The sequence below is a fragment of the Paraherbaspirillum soli genome, from assembly GCF_042654985.1.
GTDB lineage: Bacteria > Pseudomonadota > Gammaproteobacteria > Burkholderiales > Burkholderiaceae_D > Paraherbaspirillum > Paraherbaspirillum soli.
On sequence record NZ_JBHSMT010000021.1, the window covers coordinates 1 to 24,838 of the forward strand.

The 24,838-nt window shown below is 55.7% G+C and carries 28 protein-coding genes; 13 read left to right on the forward strand and 15 right to left on the reverse strand.

Annotated elements, in window-relative coordinates:
- On the forward strand, positions 1-274 hold a 274-nt coding region (locus ACFPM8_RS11665; protein WP_378997721.1), incomplete at its 5' end, for a hypothetical protein.
- A 182-nt stretch (positions 275-456) separates the two neighbouring features.
- On the opposite strand, the gene ACFPM8_RS11670 is transcribed toward ACFPM8_RS11665, so the two are convergent.
- Together ACFPM8_RS11670 and tcdA are read right to left on the reverse strand one after the other, a co-directional pair.
- Positions 457-1,161: an MgtC/SapB family protein gene (locus tag ACFPM8_RS11670; RefSeq protein ID WP_378997722.1), complete on the reverse strand. Its 705-nt coding sequence runs from the start codon at positions 1,159-1,161 to the stop codon at positions 457-459.
- Positions 1,162-1,482: 321 nt separating this feature from the next.
- Positions 1,483-2,322, reverse strand: a complete 840-nt coding sequence (tcdA, locus tag ACFPM8_RS11675; protein WP_378997723.1) for a tRNA cyclic N6-threonylcarbamoyladenosine(37) synthase TcdA — start codon at positions 2,320-2,322, stop codon at positions 1,483-1,485.
- Positions 2,323-2,435: 113 nt separating this feature from the next.
- Between tcdA and ACFPM8_RS11680 the strand changes: the two genes are divergently transcribed.
- The 3 genes from ACFPM8_RS11680 (at position 2,436) to ACFPM8_RS11690 (ending at position 5,056) form a co-directional block, all read left to right on the forward strand.
- Positions 2,436-3,125 (forward strand): hemerythrin domain-containing protein, encoded by a 690-nt coding sequence (locus tag ACFPM8_RS11680; RefSeq protein ID WP_378997724.1) that lies wholly within the window; start codon positions 2,436-2,438, stop codon positions 3,123-3,125.
- Entirely contained in the window at positions 3,122-3,775 is a 654-nt protein-coding gene (pdxH, locus tag ACFPM8_RS11685) for a pyridoxamine 5'-phosphate oxidase (protein WP_378997725.1), read from the forward strand. Before ACFPM8_RS11680 ends, pdxH begins: the two co-directional genes overlap by 4 nt.
- Before the next feature lie 69 nt (positions 3,776-3,844).
- Positions 3,845-5,056, forward strand: coding sequence for a class I SAM-dependent methyltransferase (locus ACFPM8_RS11690; RefSeq protein ID WP_378997726.1), 1,212 nt, complete (start codon positions 3,845-3,847; stop codon positions 5,054-5,056).
- A gap of 68 nt (positions 5,057-5,124) precedes the next feature.
- Here the strand turns inward: ACFPM8_RS11690 and msrA are convergent, their stop codons facing one another.
- The 9 genes from msrA to ACFPM8_RS11735 form a co-directional block, all read right to left on the reverse strand.
- Complete coding sequence (gene msrA / locus ACFPM8_RS11695) at positions 5,125-5,655, reverse strand: peptide-methionine (S)-S-oxide reductase MsrA (RefSeq protein ID WP_378997727.1); 531 nt, start codon at positions 5,653-5,655, stop codon at positions 5,125-5,127.
- Between the two features lie 185 nt (positions 5,656-5,840).
- A complete protein-coding gene (locus ACFPM8_RS11700; RefSeq protein ID WP_378997728.1) occupies positions 5,841-6,569 on the reverse strand; it encodes an OmpW/AlkL family protein in 729 nt (242 codons plus the stop codon).
- 272 nt (positions 6,570-6,841) lie between these two features.
- A complete protein-coding gene (locus tag ACFPM8_RS11705; RefSeq protein ID WP_378997729.1) occupies positions 6,842-7,870 on the reverse strand; it encodes an L-threonylcarbamoyladenylate synthase in 1,029 nt (342 codons plus the stop codon).
- Positions 7,870-9,087, reverse strand: coding sequence for a 5-(carboxyamino)imidazole ribonucleotide synthase (locus ACFPM8_RS11710; RefSeq protein ID WP_378997730.1), 1,218 nt, complete (start codon positions 9,085-9,087; stop codon positions 7,870-7,872). The genes ACFPM8_RS11705 and ACFPM8_RS11710 overlap by 1 nt, the downstream gene beginning before the upstream one ends.
- On the reverse strand, positions 9,084-9,593 hold the full coding sequence (gene purE, locus ACFPM8_RS11715) for a 5-(carboxyamino)imidazole ribonucleotide mutase (RefSeq protein WP_378997731.1): 510 nt from the start codon (positions 9,591-9,593) through the stop codon (positions 9,084-9,086). Before purE ends, ACFPM8_RS11710 begins: the two co-directional genes overlap by 4 nt.
- A gap of 2 nt (positions 9,594-9,595) precedes the next feature.
- On the reverse strand, positions 9,596-10,507 hold the full coding sequence (locus ACFPM8_RS11720) for a phosphoribosylaminoimidazolesuccinocarboxamide synthase (RefSeq protein ID WP_378997732.1): 912 nt from the start codon (positions 10,505-10,507) through the stop codon (positions 9,596-9,598).
- A gap of 97 nt (positions 10,508-10,604) precedes the next feature.
- Entirely contained in the window at positions 10,605-11,669 is a 1,065-nt protein-coding gene (fba, locus tag ACFPM8_RS11725) for a class II fructose-bisphosphate aldolase (RefSeq protein ID WP_378997733.1), read from the reverse strand.
- A gap of 95 nt (positions 11,670-11,764) precedes the next feature.
- On the reverse strand, positions 11,765-13,198 hold the full coding sequence (pyk, locus tag ACFPM8_RS11730) for a pyruvate kinase (protein ID WP_378997734.1): 1,434 nt from the start codon (positions 13,196-13,198) through the stop codon (positions 11,765-11,767).
- Positions 13,199-13,243: 45 nt separating this feature from the next.
- Positions 13,244-14,434 (reverse strand): phosphoglycerate kinase, encoded by a 1,191-nt coding sequence (locus tag ACFPM8_RS11735; protein WP_378997735.1) that lies wholly within the window; start codon positions 14,432-14,434, stop codon positions 13,244-13,246.
- Positions 14,435-14,755: 321 nt separating this feature from the next.
- On the opposite strand from ACFPM8_RS11735, the gene ACFPM8_RS11740 reads away from it, so the two are divergent.
- The 6 genes from ACFPM8_RS11740 (at position 14,756) to ACFPM8_RS11765 (ending at position 18,808) form a co-directional block, all read left to right on the forward strand.
- Complete coding sequence (locus tag ACFPM8_RS11740) at positions 14,756-15,676, forward strand: branched-chain amino acid transaminase (RefSeq protein WP_378997736.1); 921 nt, start codon at positions 14,756-14,758, stop codon at positions 15,674-15,676.
- Positions 15,677-15,735: 59 nt separating this feature from the next.
- Positions 15,736-15,933 (forward strand): zinc-finger domain-containing protein, encoded by a 198-nt coding sequence (locus tag ACFPM8_RS11745; protein WP_378997737.1) that lies wholly within the window; start codon positions 15,736-15,738, stop codon positions 15,931-15,933.
- A gap of 81 nt (positions 15,934-16,014) precedes the next feature.
- Positions 16,015-16,446 carry a YybH family protein gene (locus tag ACFPM8_RS11750; RefSeq protein WP_378997738.1) on the forward strand — a complete coding sequence of 144 codons (432 nt, stop codon included), beginning with the start codon at positions 16,015-16,017 and terminating at the stop codon, positions 16,444-16,446.
- A gap of 202 nt (positions 16,447-16,648) precedes the next feature.
- Positions 16,649-17,149, forward strand: a complete 501-nt coding sequence (locus ACFPM8_RS11755) for a cupin domain-containing protein (RefSeq protein WP_378997739.1) — start codon at positions 16,649-16,651, stop codon at positions 17,147-17,149.
- A 67-nt stretch (positions 17,150-17,216) separates the two neighbouring features.
- A complete protein-coding gene (locus ACFPM8_RS11760) occupies positions 17,217-18,191 on the forward strand; it encodes a YheT family hydrolase (protein ID WP_378997740.1) in 975 nt (324 codons plus the stop codon).
- 20 nt (positions 18,192-18,211) lie between these two features.
- On the forward strand, positions 18,212-18,808 hold the full coding sequence (locus ACFPM8_RS11765; RefSeq protein WP_378997741.1) for a DUF2946 family protein: 597 nt from the start codon (positions 18,212-18,214) through the stop codon (positions 18,806-18,808).
- Positions 18,809-18,929: 121 nt separating this feature from the next.
- Here ACFPM8_RS11765 and ACFPM8_RS11770 read toward each other — a convergent pair whose 3' ends face one another.
- A complete protein-coding gene (locus ACFPM8_RS11770) occupies positions 18,930-20,441 on the reverse strand; it encodes a M48 family metalloprotease (protein ID WP_378997742.1) in 1,512 nt (503 codons plus the stop codon).
- 108 nt (positions 20,442-20,549) lie between these two features.
- Here ACFPM8_RS11770 and moaC point away from each other — a divergent pair, with 108 nt between their 5' ends.
- From moaC to ACFPM8_RS11785, 3 genes are all read left to right on the forward strand, one after another.
- Positions 20,550-21,050: a cyclic pyranopterin monophosphate synthase MoaC gene (moaC, locus tag ACFPM8_RS11775; RefSeq protein ID WP_378997743.1), complete on the forward strand. Its 501-nt coding sequence runs from the start codon at positions 20,550-20,552 to the stop codon at positions 21,048-21,050.
- Positions 21,051-21,185: 135 nt separating this feature from the next.
- Positions 21,186-22,169: a site-specific integrase gene (locus tag ACFPM8_RS11780; RefSeq protein WP_378997744.1), complete on the forward strand. Its 984-nt coding sequence runs from the start codon at positions 21,186-21,188 to the stop codon at positions 22,167-22,169.
- 90 nt (positions 22,170-22,259) lie between these two features.
- The gene (locus ACFPM8_RS11785) at positions 22,260-23,300 is read left to right on the forward strand and encodes a site-specific integrase (protein WP_378997745.1); all 1,041 of its coding nucleotides are present in this window, start codon (positions 22,260-22,262) and stop codon (positions 23,298-23,300) included.
- 75 nt (positions 23,301-23,375) lie between these two features.
- Here ACFPM8_RS11785 and ACFPM8_RS11790 read toward each other — a convergent pair whose 3' ends face one another.
- The 3 genes from ACFPM8_RS11790 to ACFPM8_RS11800 all read right to left on the reverse strand — a co-directional run bounded on the left by ACFPM8_RS11790 (position 23,376) and on the right by ACFPM8_RS11800 (position 24,795).
- The gene (locus tag ACFPM8_RS11790) at positions 23,376-23,675 is read right to left on the reverse strand and encodes a hypothetical protein (protein WP_378997746.1); all 300 of its coding nucleotides are present in this window, start codon (positions 23,673-23,675) and stop codon (positions 23,376-23,378) included.
- A gap of 102 nt (positions 23,676-23,777) precedes the next feature.
- Complete coding sequence (locus tag ACFPM8_RS11795; protein WP_378997747.1) at positions 23,778-24,524, reverse strand: BRO family protein; 747 nt, start codon at positions 24,522-24,524, stop codon at positions 23,778-23,780.
- 25 nt (positions 24,525-24,549) lie between these two features.
- Positions 24,550-24,795, reverse strand: coding sequence for a hypothetical protein (locus tag ACFPM8_RS11800; RefSeq protein ID WP_378997796.1), 246 nt, complete (start codon positions 24,793-24,795; stop codon positions 24,550-24,552).
- Between the last annotated feature and the right edge of the window lie 43 nt (positions 24,796-24,838).

The following is a 24,838-nucleotide window of genomic DNA, read 5'->3' on the forward strand; positions in this document are numbered from 1 at the left end:
CACTTATCGACTGTTAATTGTTAAAGAACCTGGTCCGCTGTCGCGCCGACTTGCGTCGTTCGCGTCACCAACAAAGCGTTTTGTTTGTCAGCAGCAGAGAAATGAGATTATGTGGCGCTTCCAGTTTTTCGTCAACTACTTTTTGTTACTCTTCCGAAAAACTTCTTTACTCAACCACCGTTTCTTCACCTGCTTCCCATCTCGAATTGAGCGCTCAAAACAGCCTTCGCTGCCTCTTTATTTCGCGTCGTTCTCAACGGGAGGCGAACTATAGCAAACCTTTTTCAACACTGGCAAGCAATTTTGAAAAGAATTTTTATTGCCGTCATTTTGACTATGGCGCATGCAGAATTCGCTCGGCCTTTCAATCGACATATCACTACTAAGCTAGAGGGCGATCACCCAGCAAATCTTCAACTCAGTGGTGATCAGGTAGAGATATGCCTCGCTACTCTTCTACACCTCAGCCACATTCAAAACAGCCCAGCGGGCGGCACTCACGCCTTTTTCCAAACTAACTCGGCTGACTATCTGTTCCAGCTGTAGATGATTACTGGGTGAGGTGATCAGATCCGCCCGCACTTCGAGCTGTGTTCCTAATGGCAAATCTTCGCTATGAAGCGATTGCACCACTAGATGCGGCATGCCATTGAGCATATGCAGCATCAACGTGCGAACCTGTACCTCGTCGTCCGGCCGACAGACAATTGATAGTCGATAGACCTGCTCCACTTCAGTAGCTTTATGCAGGTCCTGCTGATTGATCATATGTGAGACGCCGCGCAGCAACACGTTTGCGCCAAGAATCGCCGTCGCACCGATGGCGGCTTCTAGCGCGTGCCCAAGACCGCACAACACACCAACTGCGGCCGAACACCACAGCGTCGCTGCCGTATTGAGTCCCCGCACGTTAATCCCTTCGCGCATGATGACACCAGCCCCAAGGAAACCGATGCCGGACACAACGTAAGACGCAATCCGAGTCGCACCTTGCGGGTCTGATTCGAATGCCGACACCATGACGAACAGCGAAGAGCCAATCGCCACTAAAGCATTAGTGCGCAAGCCCGCCATACGCTGTCGCATTTGTCGTTCAGCTCCGATCAATGAGCCAAGCGTCAGTGCCAGCAATATTCGCAACGTAAAAATTTGCCAATCCATCGTCAACTACCTTTCAAGCGCACGCACACCATTTTCCAATCCTGGATCAATGGCTGGCGGAACAAAAATAAAACGGAAGGGGTGTATGCGGCGGTGACTTGCTATCACCGAGATACTACAGCGCGTCAATGCGCAAACTGTAGCGGAGGAAGGTCTACTAAGTTATGCGCATGGCGGCGAGCTGAATGCCCATCCACGGGTACTGGTACAACTGTCCAAAATCGGTTCTCCAGGAAATAGTGTTACAGGATTCTATTGAGGCGGTCCTGGCATGTCAAACATGCGTCGCCGGCGTCATCGACTCACCTGCAGACGATGCGGCTAGTTCGCAGCCAACTTGCGCAACACGTGGCCCGCCGCAACCAGTCCGAAGGTCGCCGTTACCACTACAGCCGAGCCGTAACCGGCGCAATTCAGCCCGGTGACGCCAGGTGCAGCTTCAGCATCGACGGCGCAGACTTCCTCATTCACAGGCACCCGCAAAGGTTCAGTCGAAAATACCGCATCAATGCCGAAACGACTCTTGTCGCCGCGCGGGAAACGATGTTGCGAACGTAAACACTTACGCACTTTCGCCAACAACGGCTCTTGCTCGGTCCGGGCAAGGTCGCGGATTTCGATGCGGGTTGGATCGACCTGCCCGCCGGCGCCGCCAATAGTGATCAGGCGAACGCCTTTTTCACGACAATATGCAATCAGTGCGGTCTTGGCACGAACATTGTCGATGGCGTCGATTACATAGTCATAACGGTCGTTACCGATCATTTCCTCGATATTATCGGCGTTGATAAAATCCTCCACCTCGGTCACGCGGCAGTAAGGATTGATCTGTGCGATACGCTCCGCCAATGCGGTCACTTTGGCCTGACCGAGGGTATCCGTCAGTGCATGGATTTGACGGTTGACATTGGACTCAGCCAAATTATCGAGATCAATCATCGTCAGATTGCCGATGGCACTACGCGCCAGTGCTTCGACGGCCCACGAGCCAACACCGCCGACACCGATCACGCACACATGCGCTTGCCGAAAACGCGCCAGCGCCGGCGCGCCATATAAGCGCGCGATACCGCCGAAACGACGGTCAAAATCTATATCGTCCAGATTGATATCAAGAGGAACGGAACTCGCAGGTGCGCAGGATACAGCGGATGAAGGCATGTTTTAACGGGAAAGTAAAAATGGCAGAACGATAAGTTCGACAAGAAAACCGTAGGCAGTAGCAGCTCGGTCGAACTCGATTATCGATATTGGCGCTATTTTACCGGCTCCTCATGACGGATTTATTTTGTAGTGCTTTAATAGAGCTTGTGCAACATTCCAGAACATTATCAGATGAGCATCATCGCCAAGCGTGCCTGATATTTGCGACCAGCGGATTACTCGACAAACCCACCGTCACACCTCTAAACATCATGCTCAATTCATTAATCGATACGGCGCCAGATTTCGACCAGCCGATCGCCGTGCTTAAACATTGTCACGAACGGATTCGCAAGCAACTGACGACGCTGCAAAAGTTACTTAACCATTTGCAGCAACACGGTGTTGATGCCGGGGCCCGGCAAGCAGCCGCGAGCATCATGCGATATTTCAACCAGGCCGCACCTCATCATCACGCCGACGAAGAAGTCGATTTATTGCCGATGTTGGTCGCAACCGCACAAGATGACGATGCCCGCCTGCTAGACCAGTTGATGCCGGAAATTCTGAGCGAACATGCGCAGATGGATAAACTCTGGCAAACCCTTAACAAGCAATTGGTGCAGATTGCCGGCGGCGAAATAACTGACAAGACAGCGGCACTATCAGCCCAGGACGTCAACCAGTTTTCCAGCATGTACTCGGCCCATATGGAAAAAGAAGAAGCGTGGATTGCGCCGATGGCAAAACGGATTTTCAGCGAGGAACAAATGAAACAACTAGGAGCGGCGATGCAGCAGCGCCGGGGTATTCAAGTATGAACGAACAAAACAGCAAGTCCTTAGCCGACCGCAGAATCGACTACAGCCAGGCCAGCCTGTCGGAAGCAGACACTGCCGCCGATCCGATGACGCAATTCAAAAGATGGTTTGATGATGCCATCAATGCCGAAGTCCCTGAGGCCAATGCCATGAGCCTGGCGACCGTCAGTAAAGATGGGCGGCCATCGTCGCGGATCGTCTTGATCAAGCACTTCGATCAGAATGGCTTCACCTGGTTCACCAACTATGCGAGCCGCAAAGGACATGAGCTATCGGAGAATCCGTACGGCGCGCTGCTATTTCACTGGATCGAACTGGAACGTCAGGTACGGATCGAAGGCCGCGTCGAACGCGTCTCCGATGCTGAAAGCGATGCTTATTTTCAGAGCCGCCCACTGCGCAGTCGCCTCAGTGCGGTTGCATCGTCGCAAAGCCAGCCGATCACGACCCGCGATGCGCTTGAAGCCCGGTACGCACAAGCAGAGCAGCAGTTTGGCGATCATCCGCCGCGGCCAGAGAATTGGGGCGGCTACAGACTTTTTCCGGATACGGTAGAATTTTGGCAGGGTCGCAGGTCGAGGTTACATGACCGTATTTTGTACACTCTTGATGCAGATGGTCACTGGCTGCGACAACGCCTTCAGCCATAAATCCCACTGCATAGTCCGCGGTCGCTGACGACCGCTCGGTACAAGTATGAATTCGCCGGAGGAGAAATCGTGTTCTGGGAAAAGAAGCTTGAAAACTGGGTCAATAACATTCGCCATCGGGCTGCGCTGCCATTGCGGCTTGAATTATGGAACGGCCAACAATTTGACTTCGGCAGCAATACCGCACCTCAGGTGACTGTCCGCGTGCCGCATGTATCAGCCCTCACTTACCTGCTGACGCCTTCGCTTTCGAATCTCGGCGAAGCCTACGTCGAGGGAAAGATCGAGGTCGAAGGCAAAGTAAAGGAAGTCATCGCTGTCGCCAATGCCTTGGCTGCCAACTCGCTTAAGCCGCATGGGAAATTTTCCCGCATTAGTCGCACTTCCCGGCACAACAAGGCCAAGGACGCGGAAGCAATCCGCTATCACTACGATGTCTCGAATGATTTCTACAAACTTTGGCTGGACCAGAACATGGTCTATTCATGTGCCTATTTTGAAAATGGCGATGAAGATCTCGACACAGCGCAGCTGAAAAAAATCGATCACATCTTAAAAAAAATCCAGGTTCAACCAGGCCACACCCTGCTCGATATAGGCTGTGGCTGGGGTGCGCTGGTATTGCGTGCAGCACAGAAATTCGGTGCCAAATGTGTCGGCGTCACGCTCTCCGAAAATCAATATGCGCTGGCCAAAGAACGCGTCGCCCAAGCCGGCCTCAGCGACCAAATCGAGATTCGCCTGCAAGACTATCGCGATGTTACGGGTACCTTTGATCGCATCACCAGCGTCGGCATGTTCGAGCATGTCGGGCTGAACAATCTGCCCCTGTACTTCTCGCACATCCGCTCCTTGTTAGCCGACGATGGAGTAGCCATGAATCATGGCATCACCTCGACCGATATCGACAACGGCGAATCGCCTTACGGCGGCGGTGAATTTATTGACAAGTATGTATTTCCACACGGTGAATTGCCGCACATCGGCCTGGTGTTAAAAACCATGCAGGAAGGCGGCCTGGAAGTACTGGATTTGGAAAATCTACGCCGCCACTACGCCAGGACTTGCGGTATTTGGGCGGACAACCTGGAAGCACGGGCAGATGAAGTCAGGAAAACTGTCGATGATCGACGCTTCCGCATCTGGCGTCTTTATCTGGCCGGTAGTTCATACGGCTTTGAGCGCGACTGGATTTCGCTGTATCAAGTCATTTGCCGCAAAGCCGGGCGTAGCGCGACGACGTTGCCCTGGTCTCGCCGCTATATATACGATCAAACCTGACTACGATGGCCGCTGATCACTGATTTGAAACTTGTTCGAAAACAGTAATCAGCGGACGTCCGCGATTGTCAGGCTTTGACCTTATCGATAAACATTTTCCGCAATTTCGCCACTTTCGGCGCCACCACAAATGCGCAATAGCCTTGCAGCGGATGCTGGCGGAAGTAGTTCTGGTGATAATCCTCGGCTTTGTAATAAGTTTCGGCCGGCTTCAACTCAGTCACAATTGGCGCGTCCCATACATTGGCCATTTCCGCAATGACGTGAGCAGCGACCTGTTTCTGTTGTGGTGATTGGTAAAAAATCGCTGACCGGTATTGCGTACCGACGTCATTCCCCTGGCGATTCAATGTGGTCGGATCGTGAATCGTGAAAAAAATCTCCAACAGCTCACGAAAACTAATTTGATCGGGATCGAATGTTACAGCCACCACTTCGGCGTGACCGGTAGTTCCTTCGCATACCTGCTCATAAGTGGGATTGACGACCTGCCCACCGGTATAACCGGACTCCACATGCTGCACCCCTTTGATTTCCTGATAGATCGCTTCCAGACACCAGAAGCAACCGCCTCCTAATACTGCAACTTCGTTCGTCATTGTCGTATCCTCCGGTTTATCTTGTCGTTACGATTGAACTGTAACGCAATCCATCAACGCTTGTCGACGCAGTTTCCAATTGCTGCACGCTCAGATAAACCCCCGTCTGCGGCACCAGCAAAGGGCAATAAAAAAGCCCCGATTAATAAATCGGGGCTTTGTAAATCAGGCTCTGCGACAGCGACTTAGAAGCGATAACCGACCGACAGGAAGGTGACAACCGGATTCAAAGTCAGCTTGGTAGTGCTGTGGACCGGACCGACCGGTGTTTGAGTGGTCAGGTCAGCCTTGGTCTTCAAAGGCACATAGGACAATGAGAAATTGGCGGACCAATTTTTGTCGAAGTTATAGACCACACCCACATTCGCTATCGGCGCCCAAGAGCTGCTCAGGTCTGCGCTGGTCTTAAGCCCTCTGGAAGTGCCGCGACTGATAATGCCGCTCAACGACTGTTGGAAGCTGTCATTCAGTTTGATATCGGAGTACCAGACATAGGTAACACCGGCACCCAGATATGGGCGGAACTGACTGGTAGGCTCGCCAAAGTAATACTTCGCGACCACGGCTGGGCTCCATTGCTTAGCCGTACCGATCTGACCGACTCCGCTCAGGGTGCCTTCGCCGTTCAGTTTGAATTTTGGTGGAAGACCCAAATCTGTCGACAGCGCGATATTGTCGGTAAAGAAGTGAGTGAGTTGGACGCCCAACGTATCGGTATCCTTAACGCCGGCACCAGAACCAGGAACCGGATTACCGTTGATGCGCAATGTTTCGCTGGAATCCTGCAGTTTCAGATGGAACCAGCCGACGTTGACCAGGTTATCGCCAGCCTGTTGCGCCATGACAGGGGCTGCAAATGCTGCTAGTACGGACAACGCAGCGAGTTTTGGCAATACGGAAAATTGTTTTTTCATGTGTGTCTTCTCCAAAGATGGACTTCATTTTTAGTGCGGGATCTTGGCCTGCTTGAATACAGTACAAACCCATTTTGCGGCGCCTGATGGATCTGGATGGGCCAGATAACGCTCTCTTATTGCTTTACTTTTGTAGAACTGAAGATATTCGTGATTCCACGAATACCTCCCTCATGTTTGCCGCTTACGAAAAGAACGCGCGTGCTATTCTTTTTTTATACTATGCCAGCTTTAGCATGGTTTGACTATAGTTGTGGCTTTCTTACAGCAAACTATTTTTGAAAACGTGCAAGGATGGCCGCTGAATCGTGGGCTGCACGCCGCAGGCGGTCGTTGATTCCCTGCCAGGCCAGATCAGATGGCGGCGCCTCGACCACGATCAAATCGGCAGCCGCATGATCCATATTGCGCAATGCCGCGTACAGATCGTGTGCATAGGCCTGCGGATCGGCCGCCATCGGGAACTGTGCGCACAACGATGTTGCCGCCAAGGTCGAATAAGCGATCAATGCACAGCGCTGCCCATCCTGCTGCAGTTGCTGCAAGGTCGCCGCCAGTCGGTCCGAAGCCACCAGCAGCACAGGAGTGCGCGGCGCATAGTGCGATTCGAGCGTGCCGGATGCGCGTGGCGCTGCCGCATCTGCCGCCTGCACTGCAACGCCCAGCACAGCGCCGATTTGGGCGGCGCTGATATGACCGGGACGCAATAGCACCGGGCCGTGCGTGGCAAGGCGCGACAAGTCGATAATGGTGGACTCGATGCCGACTTCGCTTTGGCCGCCGTCCAGCACGCAGGCGATCGGACTGTCGGCGTCAGCGCCAAATTCGTCGCGCACATGTTGGGCGGTGGTCGGGCTGACATGGCCAAACTTGTTGGCCGATGGGCCGGCGATGCCGCCCTTGCCGCCTTTGAAGGCACGCAACAAAGCCTGCGCTACCGGATGCGACGGACAACGCAGGCCAATCGAGCTCTGACCGCCTGAAACCGCATCCGATATGTGTGCCGCACGCGGCAAAATCAGCGTCAGCGGTCCCGGCCAGAAGGCATCCATCAGCAGTTGCGCCTGCGGCGGAATCGCTTGTACCCAGTAGCCGATATCCGCTTCCGGCGCGACATGGACAATCACCGGGTGGTTGGACGGGCGTCCTTTGGCGGCATAAATGCTGGCCACCGCAGCTGGATTTTCGGCATCGGCACCCAGGCCGTACACCGTTTCGGTAGGAAACGCGACCAGCTCGCCGGCTTCCAGCTTGCACGCAGCAAACTGGATCGCTTGCAGATCAATAGTCGAGCCGTTCATTACAGCGAAATACCAAGAATATTGCAGGCGGCGGCCAGCTGTTGCTGCGCTTGCGCCAGGGTAGTCGCGACAAAGGTGATGTGTCCCATCTTGCGGCCGCGCCGCGCATGCGCTTTGCCGTACAGATGCAGATAAGCGCCCGGCAGTGCCATGATTTGATCCCAAGCCGGTTCACGCACGTGATCGCCGCTGCCGTCAAACCAGACATCGCCCAGGATATTCAACATCACCGCCGGCGAATGCTGGCGCGTATCGCCCAGCGGCATGCGCGCCATCGCCCGCACTTGCTGCGCGAACTGGCTGGTGACGCAGGCGTCGATCGTGTAATGGCCGCTGTTATGCGGACGCGGCGCCATTTCATTGACCACCAGCGAGCCGTCCTGCAGCACAAAAAATTCAATGCACAACACGCCGACATAACCGAGTTGGCCGATGATCTCCAGCGCAGCCTGTTGCGCACGCCGGGCGCAATCGTCGGAGACGTTCGGCCCCGGGACGGTGGTAGTAAACAGGATGCCGTCGCGATGCACGTTTTCGGCGATCGGATACACCACCGCCGCACCGTCGGTGCCACGAGCCACCAATACCGATACCTCGTACGCCAGCGGCAGCATTTTTTCCAGCACGCAGGCGACGCCATGCATCTCGGCAAATGCAGCGCGCACCTCATCCAGCGTGCGCACCCGCACCTGGCCCTTGCCGTCGTAACCGAGCCGCACCGTTTTTAAAATCCCCGGCAACAATGTCGCTGGAATGCGGTCGATGTCCGCCGCAGACGCAATCACTTGATGCGGCGCCGGATGCACTCCCGAAGCAGCACTGCATTGCGTAAAGAAACGCTTCTCTTCGATCCGATCCTGCGCAATCGAGACACAGGCCGCCGCAGGGGCGACGAAGGTATGTTCAGCCAACCACGCCAGGCTCTGCGCCGCGACGTTTTCAAATTCGGTGGTGACCGCGGCGCACAGCTCAGCCATCTCGGTCAATCCGACTTGATCGGTGTAATCCTCCAGGAAATGGCGGTCGGCGACCTGTCCCGCCGGGCAATCCTGTTCCGGCTCCAGCACCGCAACCTTGTAGCCCATGGCCTGGGCCGCGTGCGTGAACATGCGGCCCAATTGACCGCCGCCCATCACGCCCAGCCAGGTGGCGGGCGCAGTGCTTGGGATTAGCGGGGATGCCGGGACCGGCGTCAATGGTTGTTGCTTACTGCTCATACGGGAGGCAATTTCATATCAAGTGCAAGTTGCGTCTGCTTGGCACGGAAAGCCAGCAATTTGTTGGCGAGTGCGTCGTCGGTCGTGGCCAGCATCGCTATCGCCGACAATGCGGCGTTCGCGGCACCGGCCTCGCCGATCGCATAGGTCGCGACCGGAATGCCTTTCGGCATCTGCACGATGGACAGCAATGAATCTTCACCGCGCAAATATTTTGACGGCACCGGCACGCCCAACACCGGCACGATGGTTTTGGCGGCGATCATGCCCGGCAAATGGGCCGCGCCGCCGGCGCCGGCGATAATCGCGCGCAAGCCGCGTGTGCGCGCGCTTTCCGCATAGGCGAACATCTGATCCGGCATGCGATGCGCGGAAATCACCTGCGCTTCATGCGCAACCCCGAACTCCTGCAGGATCGCGACCGCATGCTGCATCACGTCCCAATCGGAGGACGACCCCATGACGATGCCGACTACTGGTTGATTGACCGCTGCTGCGTTGCTCATCATCAGTCCTTCAAGGTTTCGCCGGTGAGGCTTTGCAGCGCTTCACGATATTTGGCGCCGGTTTTTTCAATCACATCGGCAGGCAGGGCCGGCGCCGGTGCGGTCTTGTTCCAGCTGGTGATCGTTTCCAGGTAATCGCGCACAAATTGTTTGTCGAACGATGGCGGCGAGATGCCGACCCGATAGCTGGATGCAGGCCAGAAACGCGACGAATCGGCGGTCAGCACCTCATCCATCAAATGCAATACGCCGTCTTGATCCAGACCGAATTCAAACTTGGTGTCGGCAATAATGATGCCGCGCGTTGCCGCATAGTCGGCTGCGGTTTTGTACAGCTCGATACTGACGGCTCTGATCTTCTCGGCCAGCTCTTTACCGATGCGGCTTTCCATCTCGGCAAAGCTGATGTTCTCATCGTGTTCGCCCATTTCGGCTTTGGCGGCCGGCGTGAAAATCGGCTCTTCCAGCTTGGCCGCCTGTTGCAAGCCGGCCGGTAAAGTGATGCCGCAAATCGCGCCGGTGGCTTGATAGTCCTTCCAGCCGGAGCCGATGATATAACCGCGCACCACCGCCTCAACCATGATCGGCTGCAAACGTTTGGCCACCACCGCACGACCGCGCACCTGCTCCACCTCATCCGCTGCCACCACCGATTCCGGCGCAATCCCGGTCAAATGATTCGGCACGATGTTCGCCAGTTTGGCAAACCAGAAGTCGGACATCTGATTCAATACCCTGCCCTTGCCCGGGATCGGTTCATTCATGATGACGTCGAAAGCCGACAGGCGGTCGGAGGTGACGATCAGGATCTTGTCGTCGCCGACGGCGTAGTTTTCGCGCACCTTGCCGCGGCCGAGCAGCGGCAGGGAGGTGATGGTGGATTGAAACAGGGAGGATAGATACGGGCTTGTCATGGTGATTCCATAAGTCAGAACCAGGCTGCCGATTTCTGATCAGCAACCTGGCGGGTTAGCGCGCTTGCAGGATGTCGGAAAATTACTGCACGGTCGCTTACTGAACGATTTGTGCGAGTTCGCCCTTTTTGTATTTCTCGGCGATTTTTTCCAGGGACATCGGTTTGATCTTGGCGGCCTGGCCTTCGCAGCCGAACGCCAGGAAGCGTGCTTTGACCACGGCCTTGGCGGCCTCGCGTGCCGGCTTCAGGTAATCGCGCGGATCGAACTTGCTTGGGTTTTCCATCAGATAACGACGAATCGCGCCGGTCATTGCCAGGCGAATATCGGTATCGATATTAATCTTGCGCACGCCGTGGCGAATGCCTTCCTGGATTTCTTCGACCGGCACGCCGTAGGTTTCTTTCATGTCGCCGCCGAATTCGCGGATCTCTGCCAGCAACTCTTGCGGCACCGACGATGAACCGTGCATCACCAGATGGGTGTTCGGAATGCGGGTGTGGATTTCCTTGATGCGCTCGATCGCCAGAATATCGCCGGTCGGCTTGCGCGAGAACTTGTACGCGCCGTGCGAAGTACCGATGGCGATGGCCAGCGCGTCGCATTGGGTCAGCTTGACGAAGTCGGCTGCTTGCGACACATCGGTCAGCAGTTGTTCGCGGGTCATCTTGCCGTCCGCGCCGTGACCGTCTTCCTTGTCGCCCATCATGGTTTCGAGCGAGCCGAGCACACCCAGTTCCGCTTCGACCGTAACACCGATCGCGTGCGAGAACTCGACCACTTTGCGCGACACTTCCACGTTGTATTCGTAGCTGGCGACGGATTTGCCGTCTTCCTGCAACGAACCGTCCATCATCACCGAGGTGAAGCCGGATTTGATCGCTGCCATGCAAACCGCTGGCGACTGGCCGTGATCCTGGTGCATCACCACCGGAATATGCGGGAAGGCTTCAACCGCGGCTTCGATCAAGTGGCGCAAGAATGCTTCGCCGGCATATTTACGGGCACCGGCCGACGCCTGCATGATGACCGGCGCGCCGACTTCATCGGCCGCCTGCATGATGGCGGTGACTTGTTCCAGGTTGTTGACGTTGAAGGCTGGCAGACCGTAGCTGTTTTCAGCAGCGTGGTCCAGCAATTGACGCATGGATACGAGAGGCATGTTGATACTCCAATAAAAAAAATTTCATCATCGCGGGACCGAGTTCAAGAGCCGCCAAGGCTGACCCTGCAGCGAATTACTCTGTCCCCAACTAATCAGTGTTCGCCGATCGTCATGATCTTGAGCGCATTGGTACCGCCGATTTGTCCCATCGGCTCTCCCCATGTAACGACCACCAGATCGCCGGCTTGCACCACGCCTTTGGCCAGCAACAGCGTCTGCGCCGCTTTCAACACCGCTTCGCGGTCGTCGGACTTGGCCAGTTCGAAAGTACGTACATTGCGATACAGGGCTGCCTTGCGTTGCGTGGTCACGCTCGGCGTAATGGCAAAAATCGGGATGTCGATGTTGTGACGGCTCATCCACAATGCGGTCGAACCGGATTCGGTCAGCGCGGCAATCGCCTTGACTCGCAGGTGATGCGCGGTAAACAGCGCGCCGTACGCGATCGACTGATCGACGCGGGTAAACCTGACATTCAGGAAATCGGCATCGAGCTTGCAGTCTTCCGATTTCTCGGCTTCCAGGCAGATCGCCGACATCGCTTCGACCGTTTCCACCGGATATTTGCCGGAGGCGGTTTCAGCCGACGTCATCACCGCATCGGTGCCGTCCAGCACGGCATTGGCGACGTCGGATACTTCGGCCCGGGTCGGCACCGCATTGACGATCATCGACTCCATCATCTGGGTCGCCGTGATCGCCAGTTTGTTGGAGGCGCGCGCCATCTTGATCATGCGCTTTTGCAGCGCCGGCACGGCGGCATTGCCCACTTCCACGGCCAGATCGCCGCGCGCCACCATGATGCCGTCGGACGCGTCGAGGATTTCCTGCAACACCGGGATCGCCTCGGCCCGTTCGATCTTGGCGATCATCATCGGCTTGTGATCGTAGGCTTCACCGGCGACATTGGCCAGTTGCCGCGCCATTTCCATATCGGTCGCGTTCTTCGGGAACGACACCGCGACATAATCCGCCTTGAAACTCATCGCGGTCTTGATGTCGTCCATATCCTTGGCGGTCAGCGCCGGGGCAGACAAGCCGCCGCCCTGACGATTGATGCCCTTGTTGTTGGATAGCTCGCCGCCGCATTTGACGACGGTATGGATTTCGTTGCCGACGATTTTTTCGACCACCAGCACGATCAGGCCGTCGTTCAGCAGCAGCACATCGGCTGGCCTCAGGTCGCGCGGCAAGGCCTTGTAATCGAGGCCGACGCGCTGTTGATCACCCATCGCGCAATCGGCGTCAAGGATGAACTTCTCTCCGTTTTGCAGCTCGATCTTGCCCTGCTCGAATTTACCGACGCGGATCTTGGGGCCTTGCAAATCGGCCATGATCGCCACTTGCTTGCCGCATGCAGCCGCCACTTCGCGCACCAGGTTGGCGCGGTCGATATGATCCTGCGCTTTGCCATGCGAAAAATTCAGGCGTACCACATCGACCCCGGCGGTAAACATCCGCTTGAGGGTGTCGGCGTCGCTTGACGCTGGTCCGATGGTGGCGACGATCTTGGTGGCTCTTTGCATGGATAACCTTTCAGCACAACATGGACAGATAGCGGGAATTGGGAATTAGCTAGCGCGTTGCAACAGAATATCGACCGCCGGCAGGGTCTTGCCTTCTAAAAATTCCAGGAAGGCGCCGCCGCCGGTCGAGATGTAACCGATCTTGTCGGCAATTTTGTATTTGGCGATGGCAGCCAGCGTATCACCGCCGCCGGCAATCGAGAATGCTTTGGAATCGGCGATCGCCAGCGCCAGGGTCTTGGTGCCTTCGCCGAACTGATCGAACTCGAACACGCCGACCGGGCCGTTCCAGACCACTGTGCCGGCTTGCGCGATTTGCGCCGCCAGCATCGCTGCCGTCTTCGGACCGATGTCCAGAATCATGTCGTCGTCGGCCACATCCTTGACGTCCTTGATCATCGCTTGCGCGGTGGCCGAGAATTCCTTGGCGCACACCACGTCGACCGGGATCGGCACCGAAGCGCCGCGCTTGGCCATCATGTCGATGATGGCTTTGGCCTCATCCACCAGATCGGCTTCAGCCAGCGATTTGCCTATCTTCAAACCGGCCGCCAGCAAAAATGTATTGGCGATGCCGCCGCCGACGATCAAGTTATCGACCTTGTCGGCCAGCGCTTTCAAAATGGTCAGTTTGCTCGATACCTTAGAGCCGGCAACGATCGCCACCAGCGGCTGCGCCGGCTGGTTCAGGGCCTTGCCCAAGGCATCCAGTTCAGCCGCTAGCAATGGACCGGCGCAGGCGACCGGAGCGAATTTGGCAATTCCGTGGGTGGTGGCTTCGGCTCGATGGGCGGTGCCGAACGCGTCGTTGACGTAGACATCGCACAGCTTGGCGATCTTTTGCGCCAGCTCGTCGCTATTCTTTTTCTCGCCTTTATTGACCCGGCAATTTTCCAGCAGCACCACCTGCCCCGGCGCCACGGCAACGCCGTCAACCCAGTCCTGACGTAATTCAACCGGTTGCCCCAACAACTCCGACAAGCGTTTTGCAATCGGCGCCAGCGAGTCTTCCGGCTTGAATTCGCCTTCGACCGGACGTCCCAGATGGGAAGTGACCATCACCGCCGCGCCCGCATCCAGCGCCTGACGAATGGCCGGCACCGAGGCCCGGATACGTGTATCTTCGGAAATATTGCCCGTGGCATCTTGCGGCACATTGAGGTCGGCACGGATAAAAACGCGCTTGCCTTGCAGTTGGTGTTGCGCGATCAAGTCGCTTAGTCGATTGAATTTCATGTCGATCAGACAATATGGATGAGGAAAAGGCGCTATTTTACTCCACCAGCACCCATCAAAACACCGTTTTGAACAAGCCCGCCCTGCCATCAGCAAAGCCAGACCGTAAGCGTTGTACAACATCTAAGCGTAGTACGATATTCGGGAATCTGCCAGTCGGCGCCGAAGGCCGGAAAACCGACCGGACAAGCGCAATATTCCGAGGAGTTCGGCCCCGCCGAATCCGTTAAAATGACGCCTTAATCTGCATATCGGCGCAACAGATAAACAACCCCAGCCCCCCCCCCATAAAACACATCAAAACTTACTGGAGATTTCGATATGTCCATGGCTGATCGCGACGGCAAAATCTGGAAAGACGGCGAGCTGATCGACTGGCGCGACGCCAACATCCACGTTTTGACGCACTCGCTGCATTACGGCATGGCCGTATTCGAAGGTCTGCGGGCGTACAAGACGGCACAGGGGACAGCGATTTTCCGCTTGCAGGAACACACCCAGCGCTTGCTGAACTCGGCCAAGATCTTCCAGATGCATGTCCCGTTCGATAAGCAAACCCTGATCGATGCGCAAATCCAGGTAGTCCGTGAAAACAAGCTGGAATCCTGCTACATGCGGCCGCTGATCTGGATCGGCTCGGAAATGCTCGGCATCGCCGCCAAGGGCAATACCATCCACGTCGCCATCGCCGCCTGGCCCTGGGGCGCATATCTGGGTGAAGAAGGCATGGCGAAAGGGATAAGAGTCAAGACCTCGTCATTCAGCCGCCACCATGTCAACGTCTCGCTGGTGCGCGCCAAAGCCAGCGGCTATTACATCAACTCGATCCTGGCCAACCAGGAAGCGCTGGCCGACGGCTACGACGAAGCCTTGCTGCTGGACACCGACGGCTATGTATCGGAAGGCTCCGGCGAAAACGTGTTCATCGTCAAGAACGGCAAGATCTACACCCCCGACCTGGCCTCCTGCCTGGAAGGCATCACCCGCGACGCCGTGCTGAGCATGGCGCGCGACAGCGGCATCGAAGTGATCGAAAAACGCATCACACGCGACGAAGTGTATTGCAGCGACGAAGCTTTCTTTACCGGCACCGCGGCAGAAATCACGCCGATCCGCGAACTCGACAACCGCGTCATCGGCGAAGGCAAGCGCGGACCGATCACAGAAAAAATACAAACCATGTTCTTTGACGTTGTGGCCGGCAAGTCCCCCAAATATCAGCATTGGTTAACTCTGGTTTAAAAATGGAAAGCCGGGCACAATTCGGCTTTCGGAAATTCAGCAGAAATACGGAGAATCAAATGACAGCAGCAAACATCCAGACCCCAGTCGAACTTGACGGCAAAGACTTGCCGCTCCATTGCCCCAACCCGCTGATGCCGATCTGGTCATCGCATCCACGAGTGTTCCTGGACGTCACCAGCACCGGCAGCGCCAAATGCCCATACTGCGGCACGCAATACCGGCTCAAGCCGGGTGCCGTGGTCAAGGGGCATTGAGCGTTGTTTGCATGAATAAAAAAAAAGGGAGCGATGCTCCCTTTTTCGCTTTTTAAGGCCATTTTGGAAAAAGGATTCAACATGCCACGCGCAAAATTGATGCACGGCTCAGCCGAAGAAACCGAAGCAGCCTTTTATGACGCCCTGGGCCGCGCCGACATCGAAGCCATGATGGCGCTGTGGGCCGACGATGAAGACATCGTCTGCGTACATCCGAATTCGCCAAGACTGGTAGGCCATGCCGCGATCCGTGCCGCATTCGAAACCCTGTTCGAGCGCGGCGGCGTGCATATCCGCACCCGCCAGTTGCACGCCACACACAATATGTCGACCAGCATTCACAACCTGATTGAGGAAATACATCAGGCCGGCGATCCGCCGCAGGAAATGCATATCCTGACCACCAATGTTTACCTGAAAACCCCGCGCGGCTGGTGCCTGGTACTGCATCACGCGTCGGTGGCGCCCGGTGCGGCGCCGGATGAGCCGATGTCGACCGCCATGCTGCATTAGGACACCTCTAAAACCTACTGCGCGTCCCAATCTCGGGGCTGCGATGCTCGCCGTACTCTCGTACGACTGCGCTTCTTACCCCGACCTTGGACCGCTCGCTACGGTTTTAGAGGCGTCCGTATCCAATCCCGCTCACGCCATTTTCAACACCCTGTCGGAAATCACGGCACAATAGCCGACCAACCATTTCACGGAGTTCCTGATGGAAAACAATCCCTCGTCTGTCAATGCCGACGGCGTGTTCGAACCGTTCCGGGTTGAAGATGTACCGGTAGAAACGTGGTCAGAAGGCGATCGCTTCGGCAGCCGCTTTCGAAGACTCGGGAAATTCGGCGGCGGCTCCCATGTCGGCGTGGCGATCGAAGAGCTCGATCCGGGCAAACAATCATGTCCTCTGCACTATCACATGCTGGAAGAAGAGCATCTGCTGATACTGGAGGGTGAAGTCACGCTGCTGCTCGGGGACAAGTCATACCTGATGTCGGCTGGCGATTATGCTTGCTTTCCTGCCGGTCAAAAGGCCGGTCACGCGCTGTTAAATCATGGTGAAACGCTGTGCCGCTATTTGGTGTTGGGAGAAAGCAACCCCAATGATGTGATCGTTTATCCGAAATCGGGACGAGTCAGCGTGCGCCTGACCGGCGAAGGATATCGCCAGTCGGCAACAATGGAGTACTGGGATGGAGAAGATACAAAAAAATAAAGATAATCCTTGATCTTCGACCGTAGCCGGCCTATCTATTAATTACACGACAACAAGAAGCATTTGTATGAGTTCCTCCGCATCTCCCGCCCCTTACAGCGCCCCGCTGTGGTTACCTGGCGGCCACTTGCAAACCATTTATCCGGCCACTTGCATCAGCAAACCTGAAGTTGTTTACCGGCGCGAGCGCTGGGATACTCCGGATGACGATTTCATTGATATTGATTTCGTCGACGGCCAGCCGGGGCGGCCGCTGGCCGTCTTGTTTCACGGATTGGAAGGTTCATCCAATAGCCACTACAGCCGGGCATTGATGGCGCAGGTCGCGGCGCTCGGCTGGTCCGGCGCGGTACCTCATTTTCGCGGCTGTTCCGGTGAAATCAATCAGGCGCCGCGCTTCTATCATTCCGGTGATGCGCAAGAGATCGACTGGATACTGCGTCGCCTGGCCGCCGGCCGCGACCACAAACAATTCGGAAAATTCTATGCGACCGGCGTCTCGCTGGGCGGCAACGCGCTATTGCGCTGGCTCGGCGAATCACAGTATCAAGCGAAAATCGTGGATGGCGCTTGCGCGATTTCTGCGCCGCTCGACTTGGCCGGCGGCGGCGCTGCCTTGGCGCACGGCTTCAACCGGATTTACACGCGTGCTTTTTTACGCACGATGAAAACCAAATCGCTGGAAAAACTCAACCAATTCCCCAGCCTGTTCGACCGCGAGCGCATGCTGCAGGCGCGCAACCTGTACGACTTCGACAATATCGTCACGGCGCCGCTGCATGGCTATCGCAACACGGAAGATTACTGGGACCGAGCCAGCGCCAAACACGTATTGCATGACATCACCGTGCCGACGCTGGTGCTCAACGCCAGGAACGATCCGTTCCTGCCGCCGCAACATTTGCCGCGCAGCGCCGCGGCCAGCGTCACGCTGGAATATCCGGAGCAAGGCGGCCATGTCGGCTTCGCCAGCGGCAACCCGCCCGGACGCCTGGACTGGCTGCCGCAACGCATGATCGGGTTTCTGCAATCCGTATCCTGACCAATTAGAAAAATCATTACATGGATCACATCGTCAAACAGGCCATGGCCAAATGGCCCGAGGTGCCGCATTGCTACGGCTGGCTGGCGCTGGATGCGCGCGGCGCCTGGCGCATGCGCGATGAGCAGGCGCAACGACAAAACCTGCCGGGCGACAAAATCGTGCATGCGGCACTGCTCGGCTTTATTCATCGCAATTACGGAGTCGACGCTGAAGGCCGCTGGTATTTCCAGAATGGTCCGCAGCGCGTGTATATCGACTTGGCACTGACGCCGTACATTGCGCACACCGATCCAACACTGGGTTTTGTGCTGCAGACCGGTGAAGCAATGAGCGCGATTGATGCCGCCATGCTGACGGAACAAGGACGGCTGCTACTGATAGGCAACGGTAAAGTCGCGGCGCTGGACGATCGCGACCTCGCACAATGTCTGGCCGGCTTGCGGATGGATGACAATATCGTCGCGGATGAACGCTTGCTCGGATGGCTGACGGATCCGGCGGACGATGGCGTTTTGACTTGGCAATACGCCGGAACGGATTTGCCGGTACAGCGAATTGCACAAGAGAATATCGCTGCGCATTTCGGCTTTGTACTACAGCCGCGGCAGGCTTAAGGGCACCTCCAAAAACCGTAGCGAGCGGCCCAAGGTCTGGGCGAGAAGCACAGCCGTACGGAGGTACGGCGAGCATCGCAGCCCGGAGATTGGGCCGCGCAGTAGGTTTTTAGAGGTGCCCTTAGCGCTCCTTGGATTCCTTCAGCTCTTCTTTCCAGCGCGCCTGCAATTCCCGCTCGCGCGCATCGATGATCGACTGCTCATAAAACCCCGCATCCGGCGCATTGCGCGCGATGCGCAACTGGTCCAGCGCCGCCGGCACGCTGCCGGTCAGCGCATACGATTCAGCCAATGCCATATGCTGCAATGCCTGCTTGCCCTGCGCCGAATAGGCCTGCGCCAGCAGGTTCTGGACATCAGCATCCTGCCGGTACAACTGTGCCTGCTCGCGCAAGTAACGGCCGGCCTCATCCAGCCGCTTACCGGCGATCAGCGCCTTGGCATATTGATGAGCAACACCGCGCGACAACGGAAATTCCTGGCGCGCCCGCTCTACCAGTTGCAAAGCCTCGGCCGGCTGATGCGCCGCCAGCTTGATGTCGATGCCCAGATCGGTCAGCACCACGCTAGGCTTGACCGGTGATGCTGCGGCCACCGCCTGCTGCAATAAAGCTTCCGCCTTGTCATAGGCCTCCCGCTTGAGGGCGATGAAAGCCAAACCGTAGTTGGCGGCGATGATTTGCGGTTTGGGATTTTGGGTCAATTGAACTTCGAAGAATGCTTGCGCCTCGCGCAAACCTTTTTCCGAATCGTCCTGCAACACCCGCGTACGGGCTCGAATCAACTGGAAATCCAGGCTATCGGCACGCTGCCGGTAACGCTGCTCGCGAATCCGCGCCTCGATATCAGCGATCCGTTCACTGGTCAGCGGGTGGGTCAGCAAATAAGGTGGGATCACGTCCGAATAATTACGCGAAGCGCTCTGCAGGCGACCGAAAAACGCCACCATGCCGGAAGTATCAAAGCCGCCATCGCCCAGAATCGACAAGCCGATCCGATCCGCCTCACGTTCCGCATCGCGGCTGAAATTCAACTGCCGCTGCATCGCCAGGCCGGTACCGCCCATCATCACCGCCGAACCGACATCGCCACTACCGCGCATCGCCAGTGCCCCCAACAACATCGACGCCAGCGCGATCATAGAATCCTGTTTTTGCTTGCCCAGCATGCGGGCGATATGGCGCTGCGCGACGTGGCCGATTTCATGCGCCAGCACCGACGCCAGCTCCGATTCGCTCTGCGCCGCCAGCAGCAAGCCGGAATGCACCGCGATGAAACCGCCCGGCAACGCAAACGCATTCAAGACTGGATCGCGCACCGCAAAAAAGAAGAAATCGAACCCAGCCTCGCCCCGCACCTCCGGCCGGGCTGCAACCAGCGACAAGCCGAAATTATTCAGGTATTCGAGCAGCGGCGCATCGTTCAGATAATCGGGATCGCGCCGGATATCGTGCATGACTTCCTCGCCCAGCTTGCGCTCCATCAATGGCGACAACGATTCGCGCGAAGTATCCCCCAGCGTCGGCAGATTTTGCGTTGCGAATGCGGGAGCAAGCGTCGGCGGCAATGTGCAAAAGACACTGAGCAGCGCAACAAATAACAGGCGCCGCCGTGACGGCAATGGTCGATTCATGGAATTGGAAAGAGTGAAAATCACGGTGCTATGATACCCGCAGTCGATTATTGTTCCGAGAAAAGCTCTTTCCCTGTTTCACTACCATAGCCATAGAAAACCGCAGTCATGACCAACAAAACCTCACCCAACCTGACCCACTTCGACCAATCCGGTCAGGCACACATGGTCGATGTCGGCGCCAAAAACGACACTCATAGAATCGCGATTGCCAGCGGCACCATTCGCATGAAAGCTGAAACACTGGCCCTGATCCAGTCCGGCACGACAAAAAAAGGCGACGTGCTAGGCATCGCCCGTATCGCCGCCATCATGGCCACCAAACGCACCAGCGACTTGATTCCGCTATGCCATCCGCTTGCACTGACGCGGGTTGCGGTTGATTTCGCCGTCGATGCTGCGCAGTCGAGTATCAGTTGTACCGCACAGGCGGAAACTGTTGGCAAGACAGGGGTGGAGATGGAAGTGCTAACTGCAGTCCAGGTCGGCTTGCTGACTATCTATGACATGTGCAAGGCGGTGGATCGGGGGATGGTGATTACTGATGTGCGGGTGCTGGAAAAGCATGGGGGGAAATCGGGGGATTGGATGGTGGAATCTTATAAGTAATTGATTCGTATAAATAATATTTCTTCGATCAATCTCTCTTACCCGCGCGCACTAGTCCGATTCTAGGCAGATTTCCGGGAGTATTTTTAGCTAAAAATCAGTTCTTGTCCCACGCTTGTCCCAATTGGAAGGCGTATGGCATCAATCAGACAACGTTCGGGCGTATGGCAGGCCCGAGTACGACGTAAGGGATTTCCCGACGAAGTAAATTCATTTGCCACCAAAGCAGAAGCCCAGATGTGGGCCAGATGTATCGAATCCTTAATTGATAAGGGGACACACTTCTCCCTCAATCAGTCCAAGGATTGGTTGCTCACTGATGTGCTTGAACGCTACATGCAGGAGGTCACCCCGTCAAAGCGGGGAGCCAAGCGGGAGGCTGAAGGCATCCGGTTCATGCAGCGTCAAAAGATGGCAGCTTACAGCATGGAGAGGCTGACGCCATCGGTCATAGCGAACTATAGGGACGAACGCCTTAAATCCGTATCCGCTGGCACAATCATCCGAGAACTCAGCATACTATCCGGCATCATCACGCATGCCCGGAAGGAATGGAGCCTCTCCGTAGCAAATCCTTGTGCGCTGGTTCGCAAGCCGCCCACACCGCAGGGAAGATGCCGCCTGTTAAATACTAATGAAGAGTCAAGACTTCTGGCCGAGCTTCGGCCCATAGGAAGGCGCAACCGATGGATGACCCCGCTGGTGATACTGGCTCTCGAAACGGCAATGCGCCGTGGGGAACTACTGGCCTTGCGCTGGGAAAATGTCCACCTTCAGCACCAGACCGCGTTTCTGCCTATGACCAAGAACGGTACAGGCAGAACAGTGCCGCTATCCAAGAAAGCAGTAGCAGTCTTGGCCGAACTACCCCGCGCTTCCGATGCCCGTGTATTTCCGCTTACAGACATGGCAATGCATGCCGCATTCCGGAAAGCCTGCGCTCGCGCCCACATTGTCGATTTGCATTTTCACGATCTGCGGCACACTGCCACCAGCCGCCTTGCTGAGAAGCTACCGAATGTGATTGAGTTAGCGGCGGTCACCGGACACCAAACCATCCAAATGCTGAAGCGCTACTACCATCCCAAGGCCGAAGTTCTCGCACAAAAATTGGGATAACACACGCTCGTCATCCTGTCGGATAGAGAACGCTTCGCCGTATTTCACGATGAGGCGTCAATCGTCTATCTAGAATCAGGAGATTTTGACATGGCGCAAATTAGAAAAGGCGGCCCCCGCCAATATCAAGCTCGGGGCCGCATCAAGGGTTACCCCGAAGTGGTCCGCACATTCAGTTCAAGATCAGAGGCAGTCCAGTGGGCAGCGCAACGGGAACGGCTAATGCTTCAGGGGCTAGGCGACACATTGCAGGAGGCAGACAAATTAACGTTGGGCAACGCACTTATCCGCTATTCCCAAGAAATTACACCTTTCAAGAAAAGTGCATCTAGTGAACGCAACCGCATCAACGTTTGGTTGCACAATTCTTTAGCATCCCTTCCCCTATCCGCCATCCGTGGCAAGCATCTAGCGGAATACAGGGACAGCCGCATCTTAGCCTCAATTGGCGGCAACACCATACGACTGGAACTTGCCGTCATCTCGCACCTGTACGAAGTGGCCCGTAAAGATTGGGGTTTAGAACACTTAGTAAATCCTACGAAGAACATACGCAAACCAAAGCTCCCCAGGGGGCGCACAAGACGCCTATATGGCGGCGAAGAAACCGCCCTTTTACGATGGTGCGTACAGAACGGGAACCTGCGCCTACGGAGTATCATTATTATTGCCATTGAGACTGCGATGCGTCGAGGTGAGCTGGTGGGTCTTAAATGGGGTGACGTGAATCTACCAAGCCGAATGGTCTATTTAGATGACACTAAGAACGGAGAGTCTCGCACCGTTCCCTTATCGTCCCGCGCTGTGGATGCATTAGAATCCATAACCAGCATCAACGACATCCTAACCATTGCCTCCACTTCGGGCACGTTCAAACCGGCAAGAAATAAGGAAGAGTCTGTGTTTTCTATGCATGCTGATACCATTTCAGCGAACTTCTCTAAAGCTCGCAAAGGATGCGGCATTGAGGGGTTGACGTTCCATGACCTCCGCCACGAAGCCACTTCCAGGCTCTTCGAGAAGGGCTTCAACATGATAGAAGTAGCGACCATAACGGGCCATAAATCCATGCAGATGTTGAAGCGCTACACCCACCTTCGGCCTTCTGACCTACTGGAAAGACTTGGGTAGCGTAATTATTGGGGCACGGTTAATTGGCTTAATTTGCTCACTACCGTCCATTGGTGGCGAGCAAATCGACCTCCGTTAAGATTTCGCATCCAGTTTAATACCTCCACCCAATACCAACGCACCAACAGCTATTGCGTATATCGGGTTGGCACCTTGCAGGGAACCCGGAAAGAAAAGACCGACGATACCAATAAAGATTACCCCGATGCCGCCCAAAGCTATCCAGTTCTGGGTAGCGAGGGCACGTAGCACGAGCAGCAAAAAGAAATGAGCAAAACCAACGACTGCTGCCACACCTTGGCTAACACCCAGAAGCTGAGACAGAACGCACCAAGCTACGAGCGACCAGCACATCCACGGCAGATACTTGTTCATATAATTTTTCACGGCGTTCCTTGTTGGGCAACTTCTTATGAATAGACGGAAATCAATTTAGCATAGCGAATTACTTACTGGCAACAATTAGTTGCCATCTACTTAATGCCGGCGTCCCATGTACCCATAGCATTCTGAAAGCCATACGTAGCCTGCCGGAGTAACTCGCGTTTGAGGCTTGGAGAATCCTGAGTTGCTGATATCCTGCTTGATTTCGAAGTATCCGCGCTTTGCATGCACAGATTTAGGCAGTAACGGTGTGCGCTTGCTGCGTCTGTACAAAACGCCATCGCTCTGAAGAAAATCAAAGAACATCTTCGAAGGAATGCCCAGCGCCTTAGCGACTTCCGTGAGCGTTTGCGTTCCGGCTGAATTTATATAGCTTTCATGGAATTCCACGGCAGGTTGTGCCGCTTTCAGTTCTTGCATCAGGCGCTCCGCTTTTGCCTTGAGAGCAGTGAATCCCTTAAAGATCAATTCATCTTCGGACATCTCACCCGTTGCAACTTTCTCCTCGCCCATCACGTATGCACCGTCCTTGCGGATTGCAGGGAGGACTATGGATGTGACCCACGTTCTGAACTCCTGAGCTATGGGTTTACGACTACGGAGAACTAAGGCGTAAAGTCCGGCTTCGCTGACCATCGCCAGTCTGCGTTTCCCGCCACTTGTCTCAGTTAAACTGAGACAGCGCTGTTCATCAGTAAGCCGCGTTAATGCCTCTGACGGGTTCTTTATGCCAAGCACGGCAGCAATGTCTGTAGCCGCGAACCACGGATTGTTATCGGTTCCGGTAGCCACGCGTAATGTCAATCCAGGGACGAAAGTGAAAGTTGCTTGGGTGCTCATGCTCTTGATTCCTTGTCGGTGTGAGTTACTTAATTTTTTGTGTCTCCTTCAGCCACGCGTCCGGGATGCTCTTGTCCGCATACTGGAACCCGTACTTCAAACACCAGTCGCCATAAGTGGTATTGCTGGTCTTGGAGATGGTGGTTTTGGAGCGGGAGAATACGAACCGAATATCCAGGTCTGGATGCTGTTGCTTGATGAGTAGATGCTTCTGCCGGTCAGCCGTGAGGAAGCGGCTAAAATGCCTCGATAGATTTACTGAGGATGCTATTGGTTAGGTCTGCTGCTTCCTGCTGGATGTCAGCCATGTATTT

What these genes read in the sequence shown, in the direction of transcription:
- pdxH (WP_378997725.1), top strand. Translation starts at nt 3,122, where the DNA reads ATGAACGAACAAAACAGCAAGTCCTTAGCCGACCGCAGAATCGACTAC.
- ACFPM8_RS11700 (WP_378997728.1), bottom strand. Translation starts at nt 6,569, where the DNA reads ATGAAAAAACAATTTTCCGTATTGCCAAAACTCGCTGCGTTGTCCGTA.
- ACFPM8_RS11750 (WP_378997738.1), top strand. Translation starts at nt 16,015, where the DNA reads ATGCCACGCGCAAAATTGATGCACGGCTCAGCCGAAGAAACCGAAGCA.
- purE (WP_378997731.1), bottom strand. Translation starts at nt 9,593, where the DNA reads ATGAGCAACGCAGCAGCGGTCAATCAACCAGTAGTCGGCATCGTCATG.
- tcdA (WP_378997723.1), bottom strand. Translation starts at nt 2,322, where the DNA reads ATGCCTTCATCCGCTGTATCCTGCGCACCTGCGAGTTCCGTTCCTCTT.
- ACFPM8_RS11770 (WP_378997742.1), bottom strand. Translation starts at nt 20,441, where the DNA reads ATGAATCGACCATTGCCGTCACGGCGGCGCCTGTTATTTGTTGCGCTG.
- msrA (WP_378997727.1), bottom strand. Translation starts at nt 5,655, where the DNA reads ATGACGAACGAAGTTGCAGTATTAGGAGGCGGTTGCTTCTGGTGTCTG.
- ACFPM8_RS11785 (WP_378997745.1), top strand. Translation starts at nt 22,260, where the DNA reads ATGGCGCAAATTAGAAAAGGCGGCCCCCGCCAATATCAAGCTCGGGGC.
- ACFPM8_RS11680 (WP_378997724.1), top strand. Translation starts at nt 2,436, where the DNA reads ATGACGGATTTATTTTGTAGTGCTTTAATAGAGCTTGTGCAACATTCC.
- fba (WP_378997733.1), bottom strand. Translation starts at nt 11,669, where the DNA reads ATGCCTCTCGTATCCATGCGTCAATTGCTGGACCACGCTGCTGAAAAC.
- ACFPM8_RS11740 (WP_378997736.1), top strand. Translation starts at nt 14,756, where the DNA reads ATGTCCATGGCTGATCGCGACGGCAAAATCTGGAAAGACGGCGAGCTG.
- ACFPM8_RS11720 (WP_378997732.1), bottom strand. Translation starts at nt 10,507, where the DNA reads ATGACAAGCCCGTATCTATCCTCCCTGTTTCAATCCACCATCACCTCC.
- moaC (WP_378997743.1), top strand. Translation starts at nt 20,550, where the DNA reads ATGACCAACAAAACCTCACCCAACCTGACCCACTTCGACCAATCCGGT.
- pyk (WP_378997734.1), bottom strand. Translation starts at nt 13,198, where the DNA reads ATGCAAAGAGCCACCAAGATCGTCGCCACCATCGGACCAGCGTCAAGC.
- ACFPM8_RS11760 (WP_378997740.1), top strand. Translation starts at nt 17,217, where the DNA reads ATGAGTTCCTCCGCATCTCCCGCCCCTTACAGCGCCCCGCTGTGGTTA.
- ACFPM8_RS11705 (WP_378997729.1), bottom strand. Translation starts at nt 7,870, where the DNA reads ATGAACGGCTCGACTATTGATCTGCAAGCGATCCAGTTTGCTGCGTGC.
- ACFPM8_RS11735 (WP_378997735.1), bottom strand. Translation starts at nt 14,434, where the DNA reads ATGAAATTCAATCGACTAAGCGACTTGATCGCGCAACACCAACTGCAA.
- ACFPM8_RS11670 (WP_378997722.1), bottom strand. Translation starts at nt 1,161, where the DNA reads ATGGATTGGCAAATTTTTACGTTGCGAATATTGCTGGCACTGACGCTT.
- ACFPM8_RS11765 (WP_378997741.1), top strand. Translation starts at nt 18,212, where the DNA reads ATGGATCACATCGTCAAACAGGCCATGGCCAAATGGCCCGAGGTGCCG.
- ACFPM8_RS11780 (WP_378997744.1), top strand. Translation starts at nt 21,186, where the DNA reads ATGGCATCAATCAGACAACGTTCGGGCGTATGGCAGGCCCGAGTACGA.
- ACFPM8_RS11790 (WP_378997746.1), bottom strand. Translation starts at nt 23,675, where the DNA reads ATGAACAAGTATCTGCCGTGGATGTGCTGGTCGCTCGTAGCTTGGTGC.
- ACFPM8_RS11745 (WP_378997737.1), top strand. Translation starts at nt 15,736, where the DNA reads ATGACAGCAGCAAACATCCAGACCCCAGTCGAACTTGACGGCAAAGAC.
- ACFPM8_RS11710 (WP_378997730.1), bottom strand. Translation starts at nt 9,087, where the DNA reads ATGAGCAGTAAGCAACAACCATTGACGCCGGTCCCGGCATCCCCGCTA.
- ACFPM8_RS11755 (WP_378997739.1), top strand. Translation starts at nt 16,649, where the DNA reads ATGGAAAACAATCCCTCGTCTGTCAATGCCGACGGCGTGTTCGAACCG.
- ACFPM8_RS11795 (WP_378997747.1), bottom strand. Translation starts at nt 24,524, where the DNA reads ATGAGCACCCAAGCAACTTTCACTTTCGTCCCTGGATTGACATTACGC.